Source organism: Solimonas terrae, assembly GCF_011067135.1.
GTDB lineage: Bacteria > Pseudomonadota > Gammaproteobacteria > Nevskiales > Nevskiaceae > Solimonas > Solimonas terrae.
The window spans coordinates 1-19551 of the sequence record NZ_JAAMOW010000004.1 but is presented as its reverse complement, the minus strand read 5'-3'; the positions used below and the strand labels follow the sequence as shown (position 1 = coordinate 19551).

General features: G+C 64.4%; 22 protein-coding genes. 15 read left to right on the top strand and 7 right to left on the bottom strand.

All coding sequences use genetic code 11. The features are described 5' to 3' along the window. Window positions 1–7: 7 nt before the first annotated feature. The 3 genes from G7Y85_RS08275 to G7Y85_RS08265 form a co-directional block, all read right to left on the bottom strand. Window positions 8–475 carry a Smg family protein gene (locus G7Y85_RS08275; protein ID WP_166254780.1) on the bottom strand — a complete coding sequence of 156 codons (468 nt, stop codon included), beginning with the start codon at window positions 473–475 and terminating at the stop codon, window positions 8–10. A 67-nt stretch (window positions 476–542) separates the two neighbouring features. Further along, window positions 543–1655: a DNA-processing protein DprA gene (dprA, locus tag G7Y85_RS08270; protein WP_366514932.1), complete on the bottom strand. Its 1113-nt coding sequence runs from the start codon at window positions 1653–1655 to the stop codon at window positions 543–545. Between the two features lie 40 nt (window positions 1656–1695). Then, window positions 1696–2844 carry a LysM peptidoglycan-binding domain-containing protein gene (locus G7Y85_RS08265; protein ID WP_166254774.1) on the bottom strand — a complete coding sequence of 383 codons (1149 nt, stop codon included), beginning with the start codon at window positions 2842–2844 and terminating at the stop codon, window positions 1696–1698. 113 nt (window positions 2845–2957) lie between these two features. Here G7Y85_RS08265 and def point away from each other — a divergent pair, with 113 nt between their 5' ends. From def to G7Y85_RS08220, 9 genes are all read left to right on the top strand, one after another. Further along, the gene (gene def, locus G7Y85_RS08260; RefSeq protein WP_166254771.1) at window positions 2958–3461 is read left to right on the top strand and encodes a peptide deformylase; all 504 of its coding nucleotides are present in this window, start codon (window positions 2958–2960) and stop codon (window positions 3459–3461) included. 25 nt (window positions 3462–3486) lie between these two features. Then, window positions 3487–3990, top strand: a complete 504-nt coding sequence (locus G7Y85_RS08255) for a hypothetical protein (protein WP_166254768.1) — start codon at window positions 3487–3489, stop codon at window positions 3988–3990. Between the two features lie 7 nt (window positions 3991–3997). After that, complete coding sequence (fmt, locus tag G7Y85_RS08250) at window positions 3998–4924, top strand: methionyl-tRNA formyltransferase (RefSeq protein WP_166254765.1); 927 nt, start codon at window positions 3998–4000, stop codon at window positions 4922–4924. Then, window positions 4921–5106: an oxidoreductase-like domain-containing protein gene (locus G7Y85_RS08245; protein ID WP_166254762.1), complete on the top strand. Its 186-nt coding sequence runs from the start codon at window positions 4921–4923 to the stop codon at window positions 5104–5106. The genes fmt and G7Y85_RS08245 overlap by 4 nt, the downstream gene beginning before the upstream one ends. Window positions 5107–5217: 111 nt before the next feature. Beyond that, window positions 5218–5595 (top strand): hypothetical protein, encoded by a 378-nt coding sequence (locus G7Y85_RS08240; RefSeq protein WP_166254759.1) that lies wholly within the window; start codon window positions 5218–5220, stop codon window positions 5593–5595. A gap of 78 nt (window positions 5596–5673) precedes the next feature. Next, complete coding sequence (gene rsmB / locus G7Y85_RS08235) at window positions 5674–6999, top strand: 16S rRNA (cytosine(967)-C(5))-methyltransferase RsmB (RefSeq protein ID WP_166254756.1); 1326 nt, start codon at window positions 5674–5676, stop codon at window positions 6997–6999. 309 nt (window positions 7000–7308) lie between these two features. Further along, window positions 7309–8685 (top strand): Trk system potassium transporter TrkA, encoded by a 1377-nt coding sequence (gene trkA / locus G7Y85_RS08230; protein ID WP_166254753.1) that lies wholly within the window; start codon window positions 7309–7311, stop codon window positions 8683–8685. Next, window positions 8686–10185, top strand: a complete 1500-nt coding sequence (locus tag G7Y85_RS08225; protein ID WP_166254750.1) for a potassium transporter TrkG — start codon at window positions 8686–8688, stop codon at window positions 10183–10185. A 208-nt stretch (window positions 10186–10393) separates the two neighbouring features. Then, window positions 10394–11335 carry a homoserine kinase gene (locus G7Y85_RS08220; protein WP_166254747.1) on the top strand — a complete coding sequence of 314 codons (942 nt, stop codon included), beginning with the start codon at window positions 10394–10396 and terminating at the stop codon, window positions 11333–11335. A 67-nt stretch (window positions 11336–11402) separates the two neighbouring features. Here the strand turns inward: G7Y85_RS08220 and G7Y85_RS08215 are convergent, their stop codons facing one another. Next, window positions 11403–11657, bottom strand: a complete 255-nt coding sequence (locus tag G7Y85_RS08215; protein ID WP_166254744.1) for a hypothetical protein — start codon at window positions 11655–11657, stop codon at window positions 11403–11405. Between the two features lie 117 nt (window positions 11658–11774). Between G7Y85_RS08215 and G7Y85_RS08210 the strand changes: the two genes are divergently transcribed. From G7Y85_RS08210 to G7Y85_RS08200, 3 genes are all read left to right on the top strand, one after another. After that, the gene (locus G7Y85_RS08210) at window positions 11775–13064 is read left to right on the top strand and encodes an MFS transporter (RefSeq protein ID WP_166254741.1); all 1290 of its coding nucleotides are present in this window, start codon (window positions 11775–11777) and stop codon (window positions 13062–13064) included. Window positions 13065–13309: 245 nt separating this feature from the next. Next, window positions 13310–14611 (top strand): MFS transporter, encoded by a 1302-nt coding sequence (locus G7Y85_RS08205; protein WP_166254738.1) that lies wholly within the window; start codon window positions 13310–13312, stop codon window positions 14609–14611. 41 nt (window positions 14612–14652) lie between these two features. Then, a complete protein-coding gene (locus G7Y85_RS08200; protein WP_206675538.1) occupies window positions 14653–14961 on the top strand; it encodes a hypothetical protein in 309 nt (102 codons plus the stop codon). Here the strand turns inward: G7Y85_RS08200 and G7Y85_RS08195 are convergent. Both G7Y85_RS08195 and G7Y85_RS08190 read right to left on the bottom strand, forming a co-directional pair. Then, window positions 14936–15883 (bottom strand): integron integrase, encoded by a 948-nt coding sequence (locus G7Y85_RS08195; RefSeq protein ID WP_206675537.1) that lies wholly within the window; start codon window positions 15881–15883, stop codon window positions 14936–14938. The genes G7Y85_RS08200 and G7Y85_RS08195 overlap by 26 nt on opposite strands. Window positions 15884–16027: 144 nt before the next feature. Next, window positions 16028–16402: a hypothetical protein gene (locus G7Y85_RS08190; RefSeq protein ID WP_166254732.1), complete on the bottom strand. Its 375-nt coding sequence runs from the start codon at window positions 16400–16402 to the stop codon at window positions 16028–16030. Between the two features lie 124 nt (window positions 16403–16526). Between G7Y85_RS08190 and G7Y85_RS08185 the strand changes: the two genes are divergently transcribed. The 3 genes from G7Y85_RS08185 (at window position 16527) to G7Y85_RS08175 (ending at window position 18960) form a co-directional block, all read left to right on the top strand. Continuing rightward, window positions 16527–17582, top strand: a complete 1056-nt coding sequence (locus G7Y85_RS08185; RefSeq protein WP_166254729.1) for a DUF4917 family protein — start codon at window positions 16527–16529, stop codon at window positions 17580–17582. Between the two features lie 377 nt (window positions 17583–17959). Next, window positions 17960–18448, top strand: a complete 489-nt coding sequence (locus G7Y85_RS08180) for a DUF3806 domain-containing protein (protein ID WP_166254726.1) — start codon at window positions 17960–17962, stop codon at window positions 18446–18448. A gap of 95 nt (window positions 18449–18543) precedes the next feature. Next, window positions 18544–18960: a hypothetical protein gene (locus tag G7Y85_RS08175; RefSeq protein WP_166254724.1), complete on the top strand. Its 417-nt coding sequence runs from the start codon at window positions 18544–18546 to the stop codon at window positions 18958–18960. On the opposite strand, the gene G7Y85_RS08170 is transcribed toward G7Y85_RS08175, so the two are convergent. Then, entirely contained in the window at window positions 18940–19389 is a 450-nt protein-coding gene (locus G7Y85_RS08170) for a hypothetical protein (RefSeq protein WP_166254721.1), read from the bottom strand. The genes G7Y85_RS08175 and G7Y85_RS08170 overlap by 21 nt on opposite strands. Window positions 19390–19551: the final 162 nt, after the last annotated feature.

The window sequence follows — 19551 nt, the reverse complement described above, 5'->3', positions numbered from 1 at the left end:
CGGTGCATCAGTGCTTGAATTCGCCGTGGTAATAGACCATCTCTTCGAGATGCCCGAACGCTTCTTCGGCATCCGGCTGGTTCATCAGCACCAGCAGGCACACCCACTTGACCCGTTCCAGGTCGATTTCCTCGGTGAGCGCCATCAGCCGATCGATGATCAGCTCGCGCATTTCCAGACTGATGATGCCGAGCTGTTCGAGGTAGATGATGAAACCGCGGCAATCGGTCGCGATCTTCGCCGTTTCTTCACGGGTATAGATGCGCGTCGAACGGTACGGCCCGAACACCAGCGGCAGCTGCCGCTGTTCGGCCAGGCCGTCGAGCCAGGCGAACGCGCTGCCAACCTCCTCGTCGGGAAATCCCGCCGCGAGCAGTTCTTCGCGAAGGGTGTCGTGGTACTCGGCGTCGGAAAACTCGCCTTCCTGATAGTTCTCGAACAGATACATCAGCACATCCAGGACCGTCTCTTTCATGTCGCGAGTCTCCGTGCTGTCGGTTCAGTTTAATGACTTTGGCGTGCATGAAAAGTGCCACGCCCGTTCAAAACGCCCCTCCCAGCCGCTGATAACGCCCGCCGGGCGCCACCGCGACCTGTCCTGCCATCTCCAGTTGCGTCAGTGTCACCTGCAATGCTGCAAGCTCATGTCCGGTTCGTTGCAGCAGGCTGTCGAGGTCCAGCAATTCATCGCCCAGGGCCTGCAGGACGGCAGCCGCGTCGGCATCGAGCGCGATGCCGGCCGGGGATGCAGCCGGTACGGGTGCCGGCTTCAGCAAGGGGCCGAGCAGCGGCCCCAGCTCCTCGAAGATGTCATTGACCGTCTCCACCAGCTTGGCGCCCTGACGGATCAGCGCGTGGCAACCCCGCGCCTGCGGGTTGTGGATCGAACCGGGAATCGCGAACACCTCGCGGCTCTGCTCCAGCGCATAGCGTGCCGTGATCAGCGAACCGGAGCCGTGCGCGGCCTCGACCACCAGCGTGCCAAGCGCAAGCCCGGAGATGATGCGGTTGCGGCGCGGGAAGTTCTCCGCCAGCGCCGCGACGCCGACCGGAAATTCGGAGATCAGGGCGCCGCGCGCGCAAATCTCGTGGGCCAGCGTCTTGTGGCGCGCCGGGTAGACGCGATCGAGGCCGGTCGCGCAGACCGCGATGGTATAGCCATCCGCCTGCAGCGCGCCCCGATGCGCGGCGCCGTCGATGCCGAGCGCCAGGCCGGAGGTGATGACAAAGCCGCGCCGGGCCAGTTCGGCGGCGAACGCCTGCGCATTTTCCAGACCCTGCGGCGTCGCCGTGCGGCTGCCGACGATCGCCAGCTGCGGCATCGCCAGCAGCTCCGGATCGCCCTGGCAGAACAGCACGGGCGGCGCCTGAGCGATGTTGCGCAGCGTGGCCGGATAGGCCGGATCGAGCAGGTTCAGCAGATGGCGTTGCGGCTGCGCGAGCCAGTCTCGATCCGCGGCAATGCCGTCGGCGTCCGGCTTCTTGAGCGCATCGGCCTGCTCGCTGCTGAGGCCGGCGTGCCGCAGCGCGGCCTGGGAGGCGGCCAGCGCTGCCCCGGCCGAGCCGAAGGTTTCGAGGAGTCTGTGGACAGCGGCGCTGCCGACGCCGGGCGCGCGGCAGAGCGCCAGCCAGGCGTTCAGGTCCGGCGCGGACACGCCTTGGCAGCCGGCGCTGGCGATGCCGGAACGGAACGCATCAGGACTGCTCGCCGTCCTTCGGCTTCTCGACGCGGTCCAGCACATGAATCTCGCGCGTCGCGCTCAGGACCAGGGCGTACGAGACACGCTTCTCGACCTTGAACACCATCAGCGTGCCGGCGTACAGCGGCGGCAGCGTGACGAGGCGATTGGTATACGGATCGCGTGCGGTGCGATTGGCCTGCAGGATGCTCAGCACATGACCGGGCTCGATGCCTTCACGCGTGCCGCGGTTGAGCGTCACGACCTGATACTGGCCGATCTGCGAGACCCCGTCGTACACCGACAGGATGCGGCCGCCGACCGCGTGATCCGGCGCGTGCGGATAGAAGTTGGCGTTGAAGCTGTCGTCGAGCGGCTTGATCAGGCGGTCGCCCGGCAGCGTCTCGCGGGTGCTGTCGCTGATGATCGCGGTCGCCGGCGAGCCGAACTCGCGGACATCGACCGAACCCACCGGCGTGCCCTCCCAGCCCAGCATTTCGCCGGTATCCGGATCGACGAACTTCTGCCCCAGCCGGATCGTGTCCCAGTGCGAGGCGCCGCCATTCGGCAACTTCTGCAGGTAGACGAGGCTGCCGGTGCCTTCGACGATGTGCGGGTCGACGAAGCTCAGCACGTATGGCGCGTCGCGCAACTCCTCGGCATCGACCAGCCGCGGCGTGCGCAGGAAATCGCGAATGGTTTCCAGCGGAATCGTCGGAATCGCCTGCTCGAGCGGCACTTCGCGCACGCGCGGCGACAGGTATTCGGTGTTGGCCGAGAGGTTGTCGCTGGCCTGCAGCATCGGTCGCCCGTCGCGCCACATCAGCGTCAGCACGTCACCCGGGAAGATCAGATGCGGATTGCGCACGTGATCGTTGACGTACCAGATCTCCGGCCACTGCCAGGGCTGCTTCAGGAAGTGATTGGCGATGTCCCAGAGCGTGTCGCCCTTCTTCACGACGTAATGCAGCGGCGCGTCTTCGCGCATGCGCACCGGTGCCGGCACCGCCGGTTCACTGACCGGTTCGGGTGCGGTGGTTGGCGCCTCCTGCGGCGGCGGATCACCCGCATACGCCTGATGCTCGGCCGGGCGATTCGCACACGCCGTCAGCAACACCGTCAGCAGCGTGCCGTGAATGATCGTCCAGCCGTTATACTTGCGCATGGCGGCGCATCCCCCGGAAGCTCTGCCAGACCAGAAAAACTCTGGGCAAACTCTAGACGGCTCAATCGTTTGCCGTCAACTTTGGCGGTTGTTTCTAAAGACTGGTCCGTTTTATGTCGCTGCTCACCATCCTTCACCATCCCGATCCGCGGCTGCGCCAGAAGGCGCCACCCGTCACGGTTTTCGACGACGCCCTGCAGACGCTGATCGACGACATGTTCGAGACCATGTACGACGCGCCCGGCGTCGGCCTGGCGGCGACCCAGGTCGGCGTTGCGCTGCGTCTGGCGGTCATGGATTGCAGCGAGGACAAGGCCAGGCCGCAACCGATCGTCATCATCAATCCGCAGATCGTCGATCCCGACGAGCGCGTCGAAATGGAAGAAGGCTGCCTGTCCGTCCCCGGCATTGCCGACAAGGTGCAGCGCTACAGCCGCCTCAAGCTGCAGGCGCTCGATCGTCACGGCCAGCCGTTCGAAATGGACGCCGAAGGCCTGTTGGCACAGGCTGTGCAGCACGAGATCGACCATCTCGATGGCAAGCTTTATATCGACTACCTGTCGGCGCTCAAGCGTGAGCGAATCAGCAAGAAGCTGGCGAAAGCCCGCAAGAGCTGAACCGACGCAACGCAAGGGATCTGCGATGAAAAAGATGTTGCTGGCCAGCCTGCTGCTGGCTGTTTGCACCACCGCCAATGCCGCCCCGCTGCCGGTCGAGACCCTCGACGGCGACCCGGCCACGGTGCCGGACAGCCTCGATGCCGGCCCCCGCCTGTTGCTGATCGCGTTCTCGCGCGCCGCCCGCAAGCAGACCAACGACTGGGACGCACACCTTGCTGCGACCTGCGCCAGCCACAGGCCGGCCTGTTACGACGTCGCGGTGATGGAGGGCATGCCCGAGTTCGCCACGGAAATGGCGGTCGGCAGCATGCGCGACGAGGTGCCGGTCACGCATCAGGGCCACTACCTGCTGGTGATGAAGGGAACCTCGGACTGGAAGCAGCTGGCAGCCACGCCCGCAACGCCGGGCGACGATGCGTATCTGGTGCTGCTCGGCGCCGACGGCACCGTGCGCTGGCGCGGCCGCGGTGCCTGGAGCGCCGCCACCGAAGCCGGCATGCAGCAGGCGCTGCACGCCGCGCCGTGAGCGCCCGTTGAGACTGGTTTTTGCCGGCACGCCGGACTTTGCCGTCGCTGCGCTTGATGCGCTGCATGCCGCCGGCCATCAGATCGTCGGTGTCTATACCCAGCCCGACCGTCCGGCTGGCCGTGGCCGCAAGCTCGCAGCCTCGCCGGTCGCACAGCGGGCGCTCGAACTCGGGCTGCCGCTGTTCAGGCCGGAACGGCTGCGCGGCGAGGCCGAACAACGGCAATTGCGGGAACTGGCACCGGCGTTGATGGTGGTCGTCGCCTACGGCCTGATTCTGCCGCAGGCGGTGCTCGACATTCCGCAGCATGGTTGCTTCAACATTCACGCCTCGCTGCTGCCGCGCTGGCGTGGTGCCGCGCCGATCCAGCGCGCGATCGAGGCCGGCGACCGCCAGACCGGGGTGACCATCATGCAGATGGAAGCCGGCCTCGACACCGGGCCGATGCTGCTCCGCGAGCCGGTGGCGATCACCGACACGACCACCGCGGCATCCTTGCACGACGAGCTCGCCGCACTCGGCGCGCGGCTGATCGTCGCTGCCGTCACGCAACTGGCGCGCGGCGAACTTCAGGCGACGCCGCAAGCGGCCGACGGGGTGACCTACGCGCGCAAGCTCGACAAGGACGAAGCGCGCATCGACTGGTCGCAGCCGGCCGAACAGATCGCGCGCCGCGTGCGCGCGTTCAATCCGGTACCGATGGCCTGGAGCGAACTCGACGGCGAGCGCGTGCGCGTGCTGATGGCGCAGGCGGCTCCGGCCGCTGCGGCCGCCGCCCCCGGCACGATCGTCAGCGCCGACGCCGACGGCGTCGGCGTCGCCAGCGGCGACGGCCTCGTGCGCCTGCTGCAGCTGCAATGGCCGGGCGGCAAAGCCCTGCAGGCGGCGCAGATCGCCAGCGGCCGCGCGCTGTCCGGCCGGCGCTTCGCATGAACTCGGCGTCCGGGACGACGCGCGACGACGACGATCTGCCGCCGCCGCCCGAACGCCCGGACTGCTGCTTCGGCGGCTGCGCGCAATGCGTACTCGACGACTACGCCGAGCAGATGCAGCGCTGGCAAGCCGAAGTCGACGCGATTCTCGAGCGACGCAAGGCCGCCGGACCCGATCGCTAGCTGTCCGTCGCACAAAAACCACCGTACGTCGAACACGGCCGTCGCGGCAGCTCGTCGCTGCCTATTCTGCATGCACGTGCCGGCCCCGACCGGCCACGCATGGAGACGCTCATGCTGATACAGATTGCCGCCGCCCTCGGTCCGCTGAAACTGGTCCTCGCCGGTCTGCTGTTCCTCAATCTCGCGTGGATCGCCGTCCGCAAGTGGCTGGTGATCGGTGCGCTGGCCGTCAGCGTCGTCGAGATCGCCATGCCGGACGCATGGGCGCACATGCAGACCTTTGGCGCGACGCCCTTGATGCGCGCCGACGGATCCTGGCTCGTTGACCCGCAGGCGATCACTGCGATCGTGCTGGCCAATGCGCTGCTTGCCGGCGCGATCTGGTTTGCCGTGCGCGGGCTGCAGCTGTGGGCGCGCGCCACGGTCAGGCGCCATCAGCAGGAATTTCTCGCCCTGATCGAGCGCGAAGAGCACTATCACGGCGTGTAAGGCCGCCGCCGCGGCGGCGTTCGGCGTCGCGTGGCGGCGCGGCGTCTATGATGGGCGCCCCTTGCCGCTGCCGCCGCGATGAAACCTGCGCCGTCGTCCCGTTCCCACGCCAATGTTCGCGCCAGCGCCGCGCGTGCCGTCAGTCGCGTCTTGCGTGGCAGCAGCCTCGACGACGCGATGCTGCCGATCAATCGCTTCCGCGTGCCGTCCGACGCGGCGATGACCCGTTTGCTCGCCTACGGCGTACTGCGCGAACTGTCGCTGCTGCAATGGCTGACGGCGCGGATGATGGACAAGCCGCTGGCTGTCGACGACGAGATTCACTGCCTGCTGCTGGTCGGCCTGTACCAGCTGCGCAATCTGGCGACACCCGCGCACGCCGCGATCAACGAAACGGTGGCCGCCGCCGAGATCATGAAGCGGCCGCAGGCACAGGGTTTCATCAACGCGGTGCTGCGTCGCTACACGCGCGAGCATGTCGAGCTCGAAGCGGGCCTGCCCGACGACGAGGCCATCCGTCATTCGCACCCGGCGTGGCTGGTCGAACAGATCCGCGTCGACTGGCCGACGCAGTGGCCGGCGATTCTCGCCGCCAACAATGCCCAGGGCCCGCTGACGCTGCGCGTCAATCGCCGGCGCCTGACGCGCGATGCCTATCTGCAGCGCCTCTCCGAGATGAACATCGCCGCACAGGCGGTGGCCGACGTGCCGGACGCGGTGATGCTGGCCGAGCCGCGCGCCGTCGAAAAGATTCCCGGCTTCAACGGCGGCCAGGTGTCGGTGCAGGACGCCTCGGCGCAGCTGGCCGTCGATCTTCTCGAGCTGCAGGCCGGCCAGCGCGTGCTCGACGCCTGCGCTGCGCCGGGCGGCAAGTCGGCGCACATCCTCGAACGCGCGGACATCGAATTGACGGCACTGGACCGTGACCCGCAGCGCCTGATCCGGGTCGACGAAAACCTGCGTCGGCTGCGCCTCGATGCGCGCCTGCTGGCTGGCGATGGCGGCGAACCGGCGCGCTGGTGGGACGGCAAACCCTTTCACCGCATCCTGCTCGATGCGCCCTGTTCCGGCACCGGGGTCATCCGCCGGCATCCGGACATCAAGTGGTTGCGCCGCGAAAGCGATATCAGCGGCCTGCAGGGTCAGCAGCTGCGCCTGCTGAAGAGTGTCTGGCGCCTGCTCAAGCCGGGTGGACGGCTGCTCTATGCGACCTGCTCGCTGCTGCGCGCGGAAGGTGACGATACGGTGCAGCGCTTCGTAGGCCTGCACGACAACGCCGAATGCCTGCCGATCACGGCCGACTGGGGCGAGGCCACAGCCTGCGGCCGGCGTATCGCCCCGAGCCCGGCGCATGACGGATTTTATTACGCGGCGCTGCGCAAGACCGGCGACGATCGCCCATAAAAAAACCTCGCCGAAGCGAGGTCATGGCACCGCTCTGGGGAAACGGTACGGCCGTCGCCTCCCCCGAAGCGACGACCGCCCGCCGGACTCCCCAATACAACCAGGAAGCACACCCCGACTGCGCGAGCTTTGCAGCTCAGCGCCGACGAGGCTTGACTATAGGTTGCTGTCGCCAAATGGCGACATAGTAAAAATCCATCCATCAGGATCTTCCTACAAAACCCCCAAATGCTGCCGACACGTCGCCGAAGCACCGCCGGGCCGCGTATCTTGCGGTGCAGCATCCAAGGGGCGTAAGGTGCGCGGCCCATGAAAATCGTCATTCTCGGCGCGGGCCAGGTGGGCTCCACGCTGGCGGAGAACCTCACCAACGAGCGCAACGACGTGACCGTCGTCGATACCGACGCGGCCGCGCTCAACGATCTGCAGGAGCGTCTCGACCTGCGCACGGTCAAGGGCCACGCCTCGTATCCGATGGTGCTGCGCGAAGCCGGCGCCGACGATGCCGACATGATCATCGCCGTCACCGACAGTGACGAAACCAACATGCTGGCGTGCAAGATCGCCGACACCCTGTTCAAGACCCCGACCAAGATCGCGCGCATTCGGGCCACCGAATACCTGCGCGAGGACAAGCTGTTCGGCGCCGAAGCGCTGCCGGTCGACATGCATATCTCGCCGGAGCAGCTGGTCACCAACCAGATCAAGCGCCTGATCGAATATCCGGGCGCGCTGCAAGTCGTCGATTTTGCCGACGGCAAGGTGCAGCTGGTCGGCGTGCGTGCGTACTACGGCGGCCCGCTCGTCTCGCGCCAGCTCAAGGAGCTGCCGCTGCACCTGCCGGGTGTCGACGCCCGCGTCGCCGCGATCTACCGCCGCGGCCGGCCGATCATCCCGGAAGGCGACACCACGATCGAAGCCGACGACGAGGTGTTCTTCGTCTCGGCCGCGCACAACGCGCCGAAGATCATCGCCGAGCTGCGCCGTCTCGATCGCCCGGTGCGGCGCGTGATGCTGGCCGGCGGCGGCAACATCGGCTTCCGGCTCGCCAAGGCGCTGGAAGACGGTCGCATCCAGGTCAAGCTGATCGAACGCTCGCGCGAACGCGCGCGCTTCCTGTCCGAGCATCTGCACAACGCCGTGGTGCTGTCCGGCGATGGCGCCAACGAGGCGCTGCTGCGCGAAGAGAACATCGAGGACATCGACGTGTTCTGCGCGATCACCAACGACGACGAGGCCAATATCCTCTCGGCGATGCTCGCCAAGCGGCTCGGTGCGCGCAAGGCGCTGTGCCTGATCAACCGGCTCTCGTACGTCGAACTGGTCGAAGGCGGCAGCATCGACGTCGCGATCTCGCCGCAGCAGTCGACCGTCTCGGCGCTGCTGTCACGCGTGCGTCGCGGCGATGTCGTGCGTGTGCACTCGCTGCGCCGCGGCGCCGCCGAAGCGATCGAAGCGGTGGCGCACGGCGACCGCCACAATTCGAAGGTCGTCGGTCGCCGCCTCGAAGAGATCAAGTTGCCGGCCGGCACCACGATCGGCGCGGTCGTGCGCGGCGACGAGGTGATCATCGCGCATCACGACACCGTGATCGAGGCCGAGGATCACGTGATCCTGTTCATCGTCGACAAGAAGAAAGTCAACGATGTCGAAAAGCTCTTCCAGGTCGGCTTTTCGCTTCTGTAAATGCGCCTGTCGCTGACCCACAGCGTGCCGCTGCAGCAGCCGCGCCGGCGCTTCGCCGCCGTGCAGCGCATCACCGGCATTCTCCTGATGTGCTTCTCGACGACGATGCTGCCGCCGATCCTCGTCGACCTCTGGTACGGCGGCGGCACCGCAAGCTCGTTCCTCGAAAGCATGGGCCTGTCGCTGTCGGTCGGTGCGCTGGTCTGGTGGCCGGTGCGGCGACATCGCGGCGACCTCAAGATGCGCGACGGCTTTCTCGTCGTCGTGCTGTTCTGGGCGGTGCTGTCGGCCTTCGGTGCGGTGCCGCTGCTGGTCACGCACGTCGGCTGGCACAGCTACACCGAGGCGCTGTTCGAAGCGGTGTCCGGCCTGACCACGACCGGCGCAACGACCATCGCCGCCGGCCTCGACGACATGCCGCGGGCGATCCTCTACTACCGCTCGCAACTGCACTGGCTCGGCGGCATGGGCATCATCGTGCTCGCCGTTGCCGTGCTGCCGATGCTCGGCGTCGGCGGCATGCAGCTGTACAAGGCCGAAACACCGGGGCCGATGAAGGACAACAAGCTGACGCCGCGCATCATGCACAGCGCGCGCGCGCTGTGGGCCGTCTACGTGGTGCTGACATTCGCCTGCGCCGTGATCTTCTACGCGCTCGGCATGACGCCCTTCGATGCGATCTGCCATGCGATGTCGACGCTGGCGACCGGCGGCTTCTCGACGCATGACGCCAGCATCGGCTACTACCACAGCCTCGGCATCGAGATTGCGGCGATGGTTTTCATGCTGGTCGGTGCATCGAACTTCGCCCTGCACTATCTGGCCTGGGACGGGCGCTCGCTGGCACTGTACTGGCGCAATACCGAGTTCCGCGCCTTCCTCGCGATCTATGCCGTGATCGGCAGCGTGGTCTGCACGACGCTCTATCTGTACGGCGGCTACGCGGATCTCGGCAGTGCCATCCGCAACGGCCTGTTCACGGTCGTCGCGTACGGCACCAGTACCGGCTTCGCGATTGCCAATCCCAGCGGCTGGCCGCTGTTCGCACCGCTGCTGGTCGTGCTGATCACCTTCTTCGGCAGCTGCGGCGGCGGCACCGGCGGCGGCGTCAAGGTCATACGCCTCGTGCTGTTTCTCAAGCAGGCCGGCCGCGAAACGCGGCACCTGATCCACCCGAACGCCGAAGTGCCGATCAAGATCGAGAACAAGCTCGTGCCCGATACCGTGGTGTACGCGATCGGCGGCTTCTTCTCGATCTACATCGGCGCCACCATCCTGCTGACCTGCATCATGATCGGCACCGGCCTCGATGCCCTGACCGCGCTTTCGGCGGTCGCCGGCGCGATCAACAACACCGGCCCCGGCCTCAACAGCGTGGTCGCCAATGCGGCCGGCATCAGCACGTTCGGCAAGTGGGTGCTGATCGTCGCCATGCTGGTCGGCCGCCTCGAAGTGTTCACGCTGCTGGTGATCTTCACGCCGGCGTTCTGGCGCCGCTGAGGACACGCCGCACAGGCTGCTGCGCTCCGGCGTCTTGCGCAAGGGCGGTTGCCCGGAATGCTCACGTACTCCATGTACGCTGCGCCTCCAGCCGCCGTCCTCGCGCACGCTGCCTTCGCGCGCGACGCCTGTGCAACGTTTCCTGAACGGCGCGAGACGATAGAATCGGGCACGCCATCCGCCCGCATTCCCCCAACCGCGACGCCCCATGTCCGTCTTCACCAAAGTCAGCCACACGCAGCTGCGCAGGTTCCTCAAGCAATACCCGGTCGGTGCACTGATCGGCTTCCAGGGAATCGGCGAAGGCGTCGAGAACACCAACTACTTCGTCGACACCGAAGACGGCCGCTGGGTACTCACGCTGTTCGAGCGCCTCAATTACGCGGACCTGCCGTTTTTTCTGGGTCTGATGGATCACCTCGCGTCGCGTGGCTTTGCCAGCGCGATGCCGGCGCGCACGCACGACGGCCGCAATCTGGTGACGCTGAACGGCAAGCCGGCCGCGCTGACGCGGCGCCTGACCGGCCAGAGCGTGCTGTTCGCCACGCTCGAACAATGTCGACAGGTCGGCCGCGCGCTCGGCGAGCTGCATGTCGCAGGCCAGTCCTATGCCGGCCACTGCGACAACTCGCGCGGCGCGCTGTGGCGCGAACAGACCGGCCGCCTGCTGGCGCGCAAGACGCGCGAGGCGTCGATCCGCAAACTAATCGACGACGAGCTCGCCCAGCAGATGTCGATCGATCTGGCGAGCCTGCCGCAGGGCGTGATTCACGCCGATCTGTTTCGCGACAACGTGCTGTTCGTCGACGATCGCCTGACCGGCGTCATCGACTTCTACTACGCATGCAACGACGCGCTGCTCTACGACCTCGCGGTCACCGTCAACGACTGGTGTTTCGAGCCGGACGGCACGCTCAATCCCTCACGCTGGGACGCGATGGTCACCGCATACCGTTCGCGCCGCGAACTGACCGACAACGAGCGCGCCGCCTGGCCGCTGGTACTGCGCGCCGCCGCACTGCGCTTCTGGTTGTCGCGCCTGTACGACTGGACCTTCCCGCGCGAGGGCGACGTCGTGCACATCAAGGACCCGGAGCAATATCGCCGCATCCTGGCGTATCACCGCGAGCACGCGCCGCCGGTATTGTAGGCGCGGCACAGGCCGCGACTGCGGCACAGCCTGAACGACAGGTCGCAGCTCGCGTCGCGTCTGCGCTTCAGTGCGGGTCCTGCGTCTGCGCGTCGATCGCGTCATCCATCTTCTGCTTGGCCTGGTCGTTGGCATCGAGCGCGGCATCGACCTTGTCGGCGATCGCGTTGCCGGCGTATCCGACCGCCTCGGTATTGCGGATGCCCTGCGTCTCGTCGCGGCCCTGTTGCTGCTTGTCGACATGCTCCGGCTGCTCCTTCGGATGGCAGGCGGACAGCAGCAGGGCACTCAGCGCAGCGGCACAGATGATCGTCGTTTTCATGGCATTTCCTCCGGAGGCACTCGCGACCAAGTCTAGCGCCACGGACGACTCCTGCAGCACAATCCGTCGCACTCGCGCGCCGCCAGCGCAGCGGCCGCCGACACCCCGGGAGCAGCGATGAACCATACGAGCGCAGCAGCGGCTGCGGCCAACTCTCCGCGCCGCGTGCTGTTCGCGAGCATGATCGGCACGACGATCGAGTTCTTCGATTTCTACATCTACGCGACCGCCGCGGTGCTGGTGTTCCCGAAGCTGTTCTTCCCGGCCGGCGATCCGGCGTCCGCAGTGCTGCAGTCGCTGGCAACTTTCGCGATCGCCTTCTTTGCGCGGCCGATCGGCTCCGCCCTGTTCGGTCATTTCGGCGATCGCATCGGCCGCAAGGCGACGCTGGTTGCCGCGCTGCTGACGATGGGCCTGTCGACCGTCGCGATCGGCCTGCTGCCGACCTATGCGCAGATCGGCACGCTGGCGCCGCTGCTGCTCGCACTGTGCCGCTTCGGCCAGGGCCTCGGCCTCGGCGGCGAATGGGGCGGCGCCGTGCTGCTCGCCACCGAAAACGCGCCGCCCGGCAAGCGCGCCTGGTACGGCATGTTCCCGCAACTCGGCGCGCCGCTCGGCTTCATCTGCTCCGGCGGCACCTTCCTGCTGCTGTCGGAAACCCTGAGCGATACGCAGTTCTTCAACTTCGGCTGGCGCATTCCGTTCCTGGCGAGTTCGCTGCTGGTGTTCATGGGCCTGTACGTGCGGCTGCGCATACAGGAAACGCCGGCGTTCAAACGCGCGCTCGCCAGGCACGAACGCGTGCGCGTGCCGATGCTCGGCGTGCTGCGCGATCAGCCGAAGGCGCTGCTGCTCGGCACGCTGATCGCGGTCGCGACCTTCGTGCTGTTCTACCTGATGACGGTGTTCGCGCTGTCCTGGGGAACAACCGCGCTGGGTTATCCGCGCCAGCAGTTCCTGATGATCCAGCTGTTCGGCATCCTGTTCTTTGCAGCGACGATTCCGTGGTCGGCACGACTCGCGGATCGCTACGGCCGACGCCGCACGCTGTTGTGGGTCAGCGCCCTGATCGCCGGCTTCGGGCTGATCCTCGCGCCGCTGTTCGGCGGCGGGCTGGTCGGCGTGCTGCTGACGCTGGCGCTGGGCCTGGCGCTCATGGGCCTGACTTACGGCCCGCTCGGCACCATTCTCTCCGAGCTGTTCCCGACCGCCGTGCGCTACACCGGCGCGTCGCTGACCTTCAATCTCGCAGGCATCGTCGGTGCGTCGCTGGCACCTTACATTGCCACGTATCTGGCCCGCACCTATGGCCTGCAATACGTGGGCTACTACCTGAGCGGCGCGGCGCTGCTGACCTTTGGCGCACTGTGGTTCACGCACGAGACAAAGGACGATGACGGCCAGTAGGGCACGACACTGCCTCTCGTCCATCGGGGCAGGCGCGTGCTCGCCGTGATGCCCGATGCGGCGCCCCTCAACCCAAGCCTCTCCCCACGTTGCGGGGCGAGGGAACTGTTCAAGAAGCTCGCCGGGCGGACAGCTCATGAGTATTCCCTCTCCTCCATGAACTTGGAGGAGAGCGCCAGGGTGAGGGGGTGCTCGCTCGCCGCGCCGGCCGATCACCAGCACAACCGGAATTACGGGAAGAATCCATGCTCGGCCTGACGCGATATCAGTGGCTGGTGCTGTTCGCGGCGTGGCTCGGCTGGGGCTTCGATCTGTTCGACAGCATCCTGTTCAACTTCGTCGCACCGAACTGCGTGCCGACGCTGCTGCATCTGCCGATCGGCTCGCCCGAAGCCAAGCACGCGACGCTGTACTGGACCGGCGCGCTGACCTCGCTGCTGCTGCTCGGCTGGGCGGCCGGTGGCGTGCTGTTCGGCTATGTCGGCGATCGCATCGGCCGCACGCGCACCATGCTGATCACGATGCTCATGTATGCGCTCGGCACCGCCGCCTGCGCCTTCGCGCCGAACATCTGGGTACTGGTGTGCTTCCGCATCGTCGCGTCGCTCGGCATCGGCGGTGAATGGGCGGCCGGCGCGTCGATGGTCGCCGAAGTCATGCCGGAAAAGCGCCGTGTCGAAGCCGGTGCACTGCTGTACACCTCCGCCGTGTTCGGCACCACGCTGGCGACGCTGCTCAATCTGCAGATTGCCGGGCGCTGGTTCGCCGACCAGCCGGAAGTTTCGTGGCGCTACGTGTTCCTCTGCGGGCTGATTCCGGCGGCAGTCGCGTTCGGCGTGCGGCTGTTCGTCAAGGAACCGGAACGCTGGACGCGCGTTGCACAGAACAGCGCGCCGCCGCGCCTGATCGAGCTGTTCTCGCCGCCGTTCCGTCGCACGACATTGAGCGGCGTGCTGATGGCATTGATCGCGCTGATCACCTGGTGGAGCTGCAACGCCTTCCTGCCGGTGTTTGCCACCGGCCTTGCACAGACCGAAGCCGCGCTGCGCGATTTCGACAAGGCCGCCACCGTACAACTCATCGAAAACTGGAAATTCCATGCGACGATGGCATTCAACGTCGGCGGCCTGCTCGGCACGTTGCTGACGATTCCGGCCGCGAAACTGCTCGGCCGCAAGCCGATGTTCGCGATCTACTTCGCGGTCTCGATGGCATCGATCTTCTTCACCTTCGGCGCACCGCTGGAAGCGCACACGCGGCTGTACGGCTATTTCCTGATTGGCCTCTCCGTGTTCGGCGTGTTCGGCAGCTTCACCTACTACCTGCCGGAGCTGTTCCCGACGCGACTGCGCGCCACCGGCGCGGGCTTCTGCTACAACATCGGCCGCGTGATCGCCGCGATCGGCCCGTTCGTCGTCGGCCTGTTCGCGTCGAAAGTGGCCGGGGGCGCCATCGGCGTGCTGTTCTGGATCGGCGTCGTGCCGCTCGCCGGCCTGCTGCTGATGCCCCTGGTGATCGAAACCCGAGGTCGCGCCTTGCTCGATTGAGCATGCGGCCCGGCAAACGCGCGCTGTCGAGGACAAGGACCATGAATCTCGCGATCCCCAAAACGCTGATGGCCGCGTCCTTGTGCCTGAACCTTGCAGCCTGCGGAACGCCTACGCCGGCCACCCACGCAGACCCGGCCGCCGCGGCAGCGGCACCGATGGTGGGCGGCGACCGCGATGCGCACGGCTGCATCGGCTCCGCCGGCTATCTGTGGTGCGCCCACACCCATCAATGCGAACGCCCCTGGGAACTCGCGGCCCGCGCCGGCTTCGATTCCGGCGCCGCCGCGTACGACGCCTATTGCGCACAGCTTTCGCAAAAACCTAACCCACCCGATCCAGCGGGCTGACGATGCCGCGTCCGCCACGATTCAGAACGTGCGTATAGATCATCGTCGTGCTGACGTCTTCATGTCCGAGCAGTTCCTGGACCGTGCGAATGTCGTAGCCGCTCTGCAACAGGTGCGTGGCGAACGAATGCCGCAGCACATGCGGCGTGCACGGCTTGGCAATGCCGGCGCGCTGCGCTGCACCTCGCACCGCTTTCTGGATCGTGTCCGGTTGAAGATGATGCCGCCGCTGGACGCCGCTGCGTGGATCGACGGAACGTACCGTCGACGGAAAAACGTATTGCCACCCCCAGCTGCGCGCCGCGCGCGGATACTTCACCGCCAGCGCATCCGGCAACCACACTTCGCCAAAACCTTCGGCCAGATCCCGGTCATGCAGACGCTTGGCGGCGATCAGCTGATCGCGCAGCAACAGCATCAGATTCTCCGGCAGGACCGTAACGCGATCCTTGCCGCCCTTGCCTTCCCGAACGACGATCTCGCGCCGCTCGAATTCGATGTCCTTGACCCGCAGGCGCAAGCCTTCGAGAACCCGCATGCCGGTTCCATACAGCAAGGCCACGACAAGCCAGGTGGTGCCGGACAGCTCACCGAGCAGAGCAACGACCTCACGCGTCGTCAGCACAACCGGCAGACGCCGCGACGGTTTTGCCTGGATTACCTCATCGAGCCAGGAAAGCTCGACGGCGAGCACATGGCGATAAAGAAACAGCAGCGCCGCCTTCGCCTGATTCTGCGTCGATGCGGAAACCGAACGATCCACCGCCAGATGACTGAGAAACGCCGCCACTTCCGGCGCGCCAAGCGTTGCCGGGTGGCGCGTCCCGTGGAAATGAATGTAGCGGCGAACCCAGTGCAGGTAACTGCGCTCCGTACGCAGGCTATAGTGCCGGACACGCAGCGCGTCCCGAACCTGGACCATGAGCTTTGGAGCTTTTGGCGGTGTCGTTTCCATACGCCGATTCTTAACCCTGTTTAAATCCAAAAGTGAGACCTAAGTCATTGTTTTGGCGAACCGACGATTGTCTTATCCGGATGGCCGGCGTACTTTTCAGTCCGTATAAATCTAGTTCGGCGTCATCAGCAGCAGTTCCGGCGTGTCGCCTTCCTCATACCAAGACCAGCCGATGCACTTGCCGTCTGGCTCGTCCAGATACGGCATCAACCACGACACAAATGCCGCGATTTCGCCGTCGTAGTTCTTCAAGTCGCTGCGGCTGAAAATGCGGCCGTCGTGGTAGCGGCTCACCGCCCAAGGAATGTGGTAGTAGCTGCTCATTGAGCCTATGTGTTCCCACCGCTCGCACTCAAAGAACCGATGCTGCGGCAGTTCTTTCGGGCACTCTTCGCCGTTAAACAAATGCTGCAACACCGCCTCTACCTCGCGCGGCAAGTCGCGTTTCACGTCGGCTTTCAGCACCAATTCGGTATACATTCCCATTACTCGTCTCCTTCACCAGATGCCGCCGAACAAGGAACTCCAGCCGACGTTCTCGCTTCGCTCGAACGCGGCTGAGTTCCGGCGTTATGTCTCACAGAAGCTGCCTTGGGGGCGTCGTTAGATCATGGACCTAGAGACATTTGATGATGTGCGCGCGTCCATCAGGAAGAACCCGAGTCGTAGTTTTCATCTCCTGCTCGGGAACGGCTTCAGCATGGCGTACGATCCAAGCATCTTCTCCTACAACGCATTGCATGATTTTGTCGAGAAGCTTAACGACAAGGATTTGTCCGTAGCGCTAAGCGTCATTGAAACCCGCAACTTCGAAGTGATCATGCAGTATCTCGACACTTGCTCGGCGCTTATAAGTGCATTCGGGGGAGACAGCTCACTGAAGAAGAAGATTGATCAGGCTAGCGCAAAACTGAAGAAGAGCCTGCTGAGGGCGGTAAAGGAGCTTCACCCGGAACATGTGTTTAAAGTGCCAGAGGCGCAGAGCAAAGCGTGCTCCAACTTCCTCAGCGTCTTCCTGAATGCCGGCGGCAACATCTACTCGACTAACTACGATCTCTTGCTCTACTGGGTCCTTCTGCGAAATAACGTCGTGAATCACGTCGATGGCTGCGGAAGGGAACTAGAGAATGTCGGTGATGAGTTTGTTCCTGAAGAGGAGCAGGTGTGGTCAGACCTTGTGTGGGGCAAGCATAGAAAAGACCAGAACGTATTCTACCTACATGGGGCTCTGCAGTTTTTTGACAATGGAACCGCGATCACCAAGGAGGAGTACGACGAGTACAACTACCTACTCCAGAAGATTGGTGCGCGCATGGAGAGCGGCGAGTATCCAATTTTCGTCACGGCGGGGGATGGGCGCCAGAAGTTAAAACACATCATGCACAACCATTACCTTACTCACTGCTACGAGAGTCTTTGTGAAGCGCAAGGATCCTTGGTGACGTTCGGGTTTAACTTCGGGCAGTATGACGATCACATTATCTCCGCAATAAATAAGGCGGCGAGAAAGGGAAGAAGCCCATCTGAGAAGTTGTGGAGCGTATACATCGGTGTCTACTCTGAGAGCGACAGAGCGCACATCGAGAAGATAAGAGGAAAGTTCAAGTGCAAGGTTCGTATATACGATGCCAAGTCTGTGGACGTCTGGGGTCGACGTGAGACATAACCATCGCATCCAGCCGACGTATTTGCCTCCGCTTCGCTACGGCAAATCCGCGGCTGATGCGGGGCGTTGGGCGTAAGCTGCTCGTAGCCTGCTATCGATGAGCGCCGAGCCACCGTCGTGTAAATCGGTTTGCCGTCGTCGTCGTATCCGTCGAGCCGTTGCGTGTCCACGACCCAATCCCAATCTCGATGCCCGCGCGCGGCGATCTTTGCGCGCAGCAGCGCAGGTTTGAGACGAGCATGTCGCCCAGCGAATCGATAGTCGCTATCGCTGCTCACCGCGTACGCGATATAGCTGCTCATGCGTCACCCTCCAGCCCAACATCGCGTTCCAGGGGCGACGGCTTCGCCGCGCCCTGAACTGAGGTGTTAGCAGTCATGAAAACAGTTCTTCTAGTTATCCTTGCGCTGTTCTCTGCCGGAGCTTTTGCTGTGGAGCCAATCTATTCCGAGTTAGACGCCGAGTGGAGTTCAGACCTCGCAGCTAAGAGGGCTTTCGTCGCCGCCCTCGCTGAAAAGCACTATGGGTACCGGCTTTCAGGCACAGCAAAGGACTTACCTGTTCTGCAGCGCATCGTCGATGAAAATCTAGTTAGCCACGAAAACACAGCAGACCTTCAGGCTCTTGGCGTTGTATTTGGTGATGCTACGGCGGCTGACATCAACGCAGAATGGAAGCAGGTAAAGGACGAGTACGGAGAGAATCCTGTTCTAAAGATTCGCGGCAAGCGGGCCGCAATCGGTGCACTCACCATAATCTCCAAGCGAATTGAAGACCAGGGCACGGTCAACGTTATCATGCTCCACGACAATCTCGTACGAGATGTAAAGCGGCTAAGCAGCGAGTTTGGCGTGGACAGCCACTAATGACTGCTAACAACAGGTTGCAGTGGGACGTCCTCGCCTTCGGCGAGGCCGCCCCTGAACCTGGGCGTTGGGCATCACAAAGCGAGAGTTGAGCAATGGCGACTTGGCAACTTGAACTTCAACCGCCGCCGCGGGAGCCAAGAGCGCTTGAGCTTTGGTTGCAGCATGCCGCTGGGCGCATCTTGCTCGAGGACGTTCGCGCCTACGCAGTAGAAAAATTGGACAAAAAGCTAACCGCAAAAGCTCGGGCCGTTGCAGAGCAAGCCATTGACGATGCGCTCTACGGGGTGATGATGGTTCTTGACGGCGTCACAGGAGCTATCTCAAACGCAGAACAGCAGGTAGAACTGTCTGTCCAAGTAAAACTGATTCAAAAGAGCAACAGGCAAGTCATCGCACAGCAGGACATCATGGCTGGAGATGAAATGTGTATGGGCTATCACGGGTGGCTAGAAGGCGACTACGGAGAGATCCCTGTGGCCAAGTACAAATTAGAGGCCGGTGCGGAGTGATGCCCAACCATCGCTTCCAGCCGACGTACCTGCCTCCGCTTCGCGGCGGCAGGTACGCGGCTGAAGCGGGGCGTTGGGCGCCTCTTCCGCAGCAGCGTCAATCGCCGCCATGGTGTAGTTGCCCATCCATTGGTAGCCGCTCCAGTAGGTGCCTTCACCGTCGCACCCCTCTTCGTCGAGTTCGTCAGGCCGTTGTATCTTGTCCAAGCACTGCGCGAAGTGCGTCACCTCGCCAGCCGACACGTTTTCAACCTCATCGGCCCAGCCCTCATCCAAGTAAGCGGCGATAGCTTTCTCAGCGGCATCATCCCGCGCGTCCTGGGTGCGGTAGTAGATCATCCCATCGCCTTCCGGGTCATAGAGCCAGTAGCGGTATTCGTGGCTCGGGTGATATTTCACGTCGAGCCGTTTTCTTGCTGTCAAATCCATAGCCTTCACTCCGTGGTTACGTGGGCACGCCCAACAAGGCGTACATGGACTCCTCCCGCAAGCCCGCAGGTGAAGTGAATCGCTGATCGCTGGCGTGCGAAGGTGGTTGCAGTCGTACATTCGGCTTCGTCGAGGGCCTGTGATGCAGGCCGAGCCTTCATG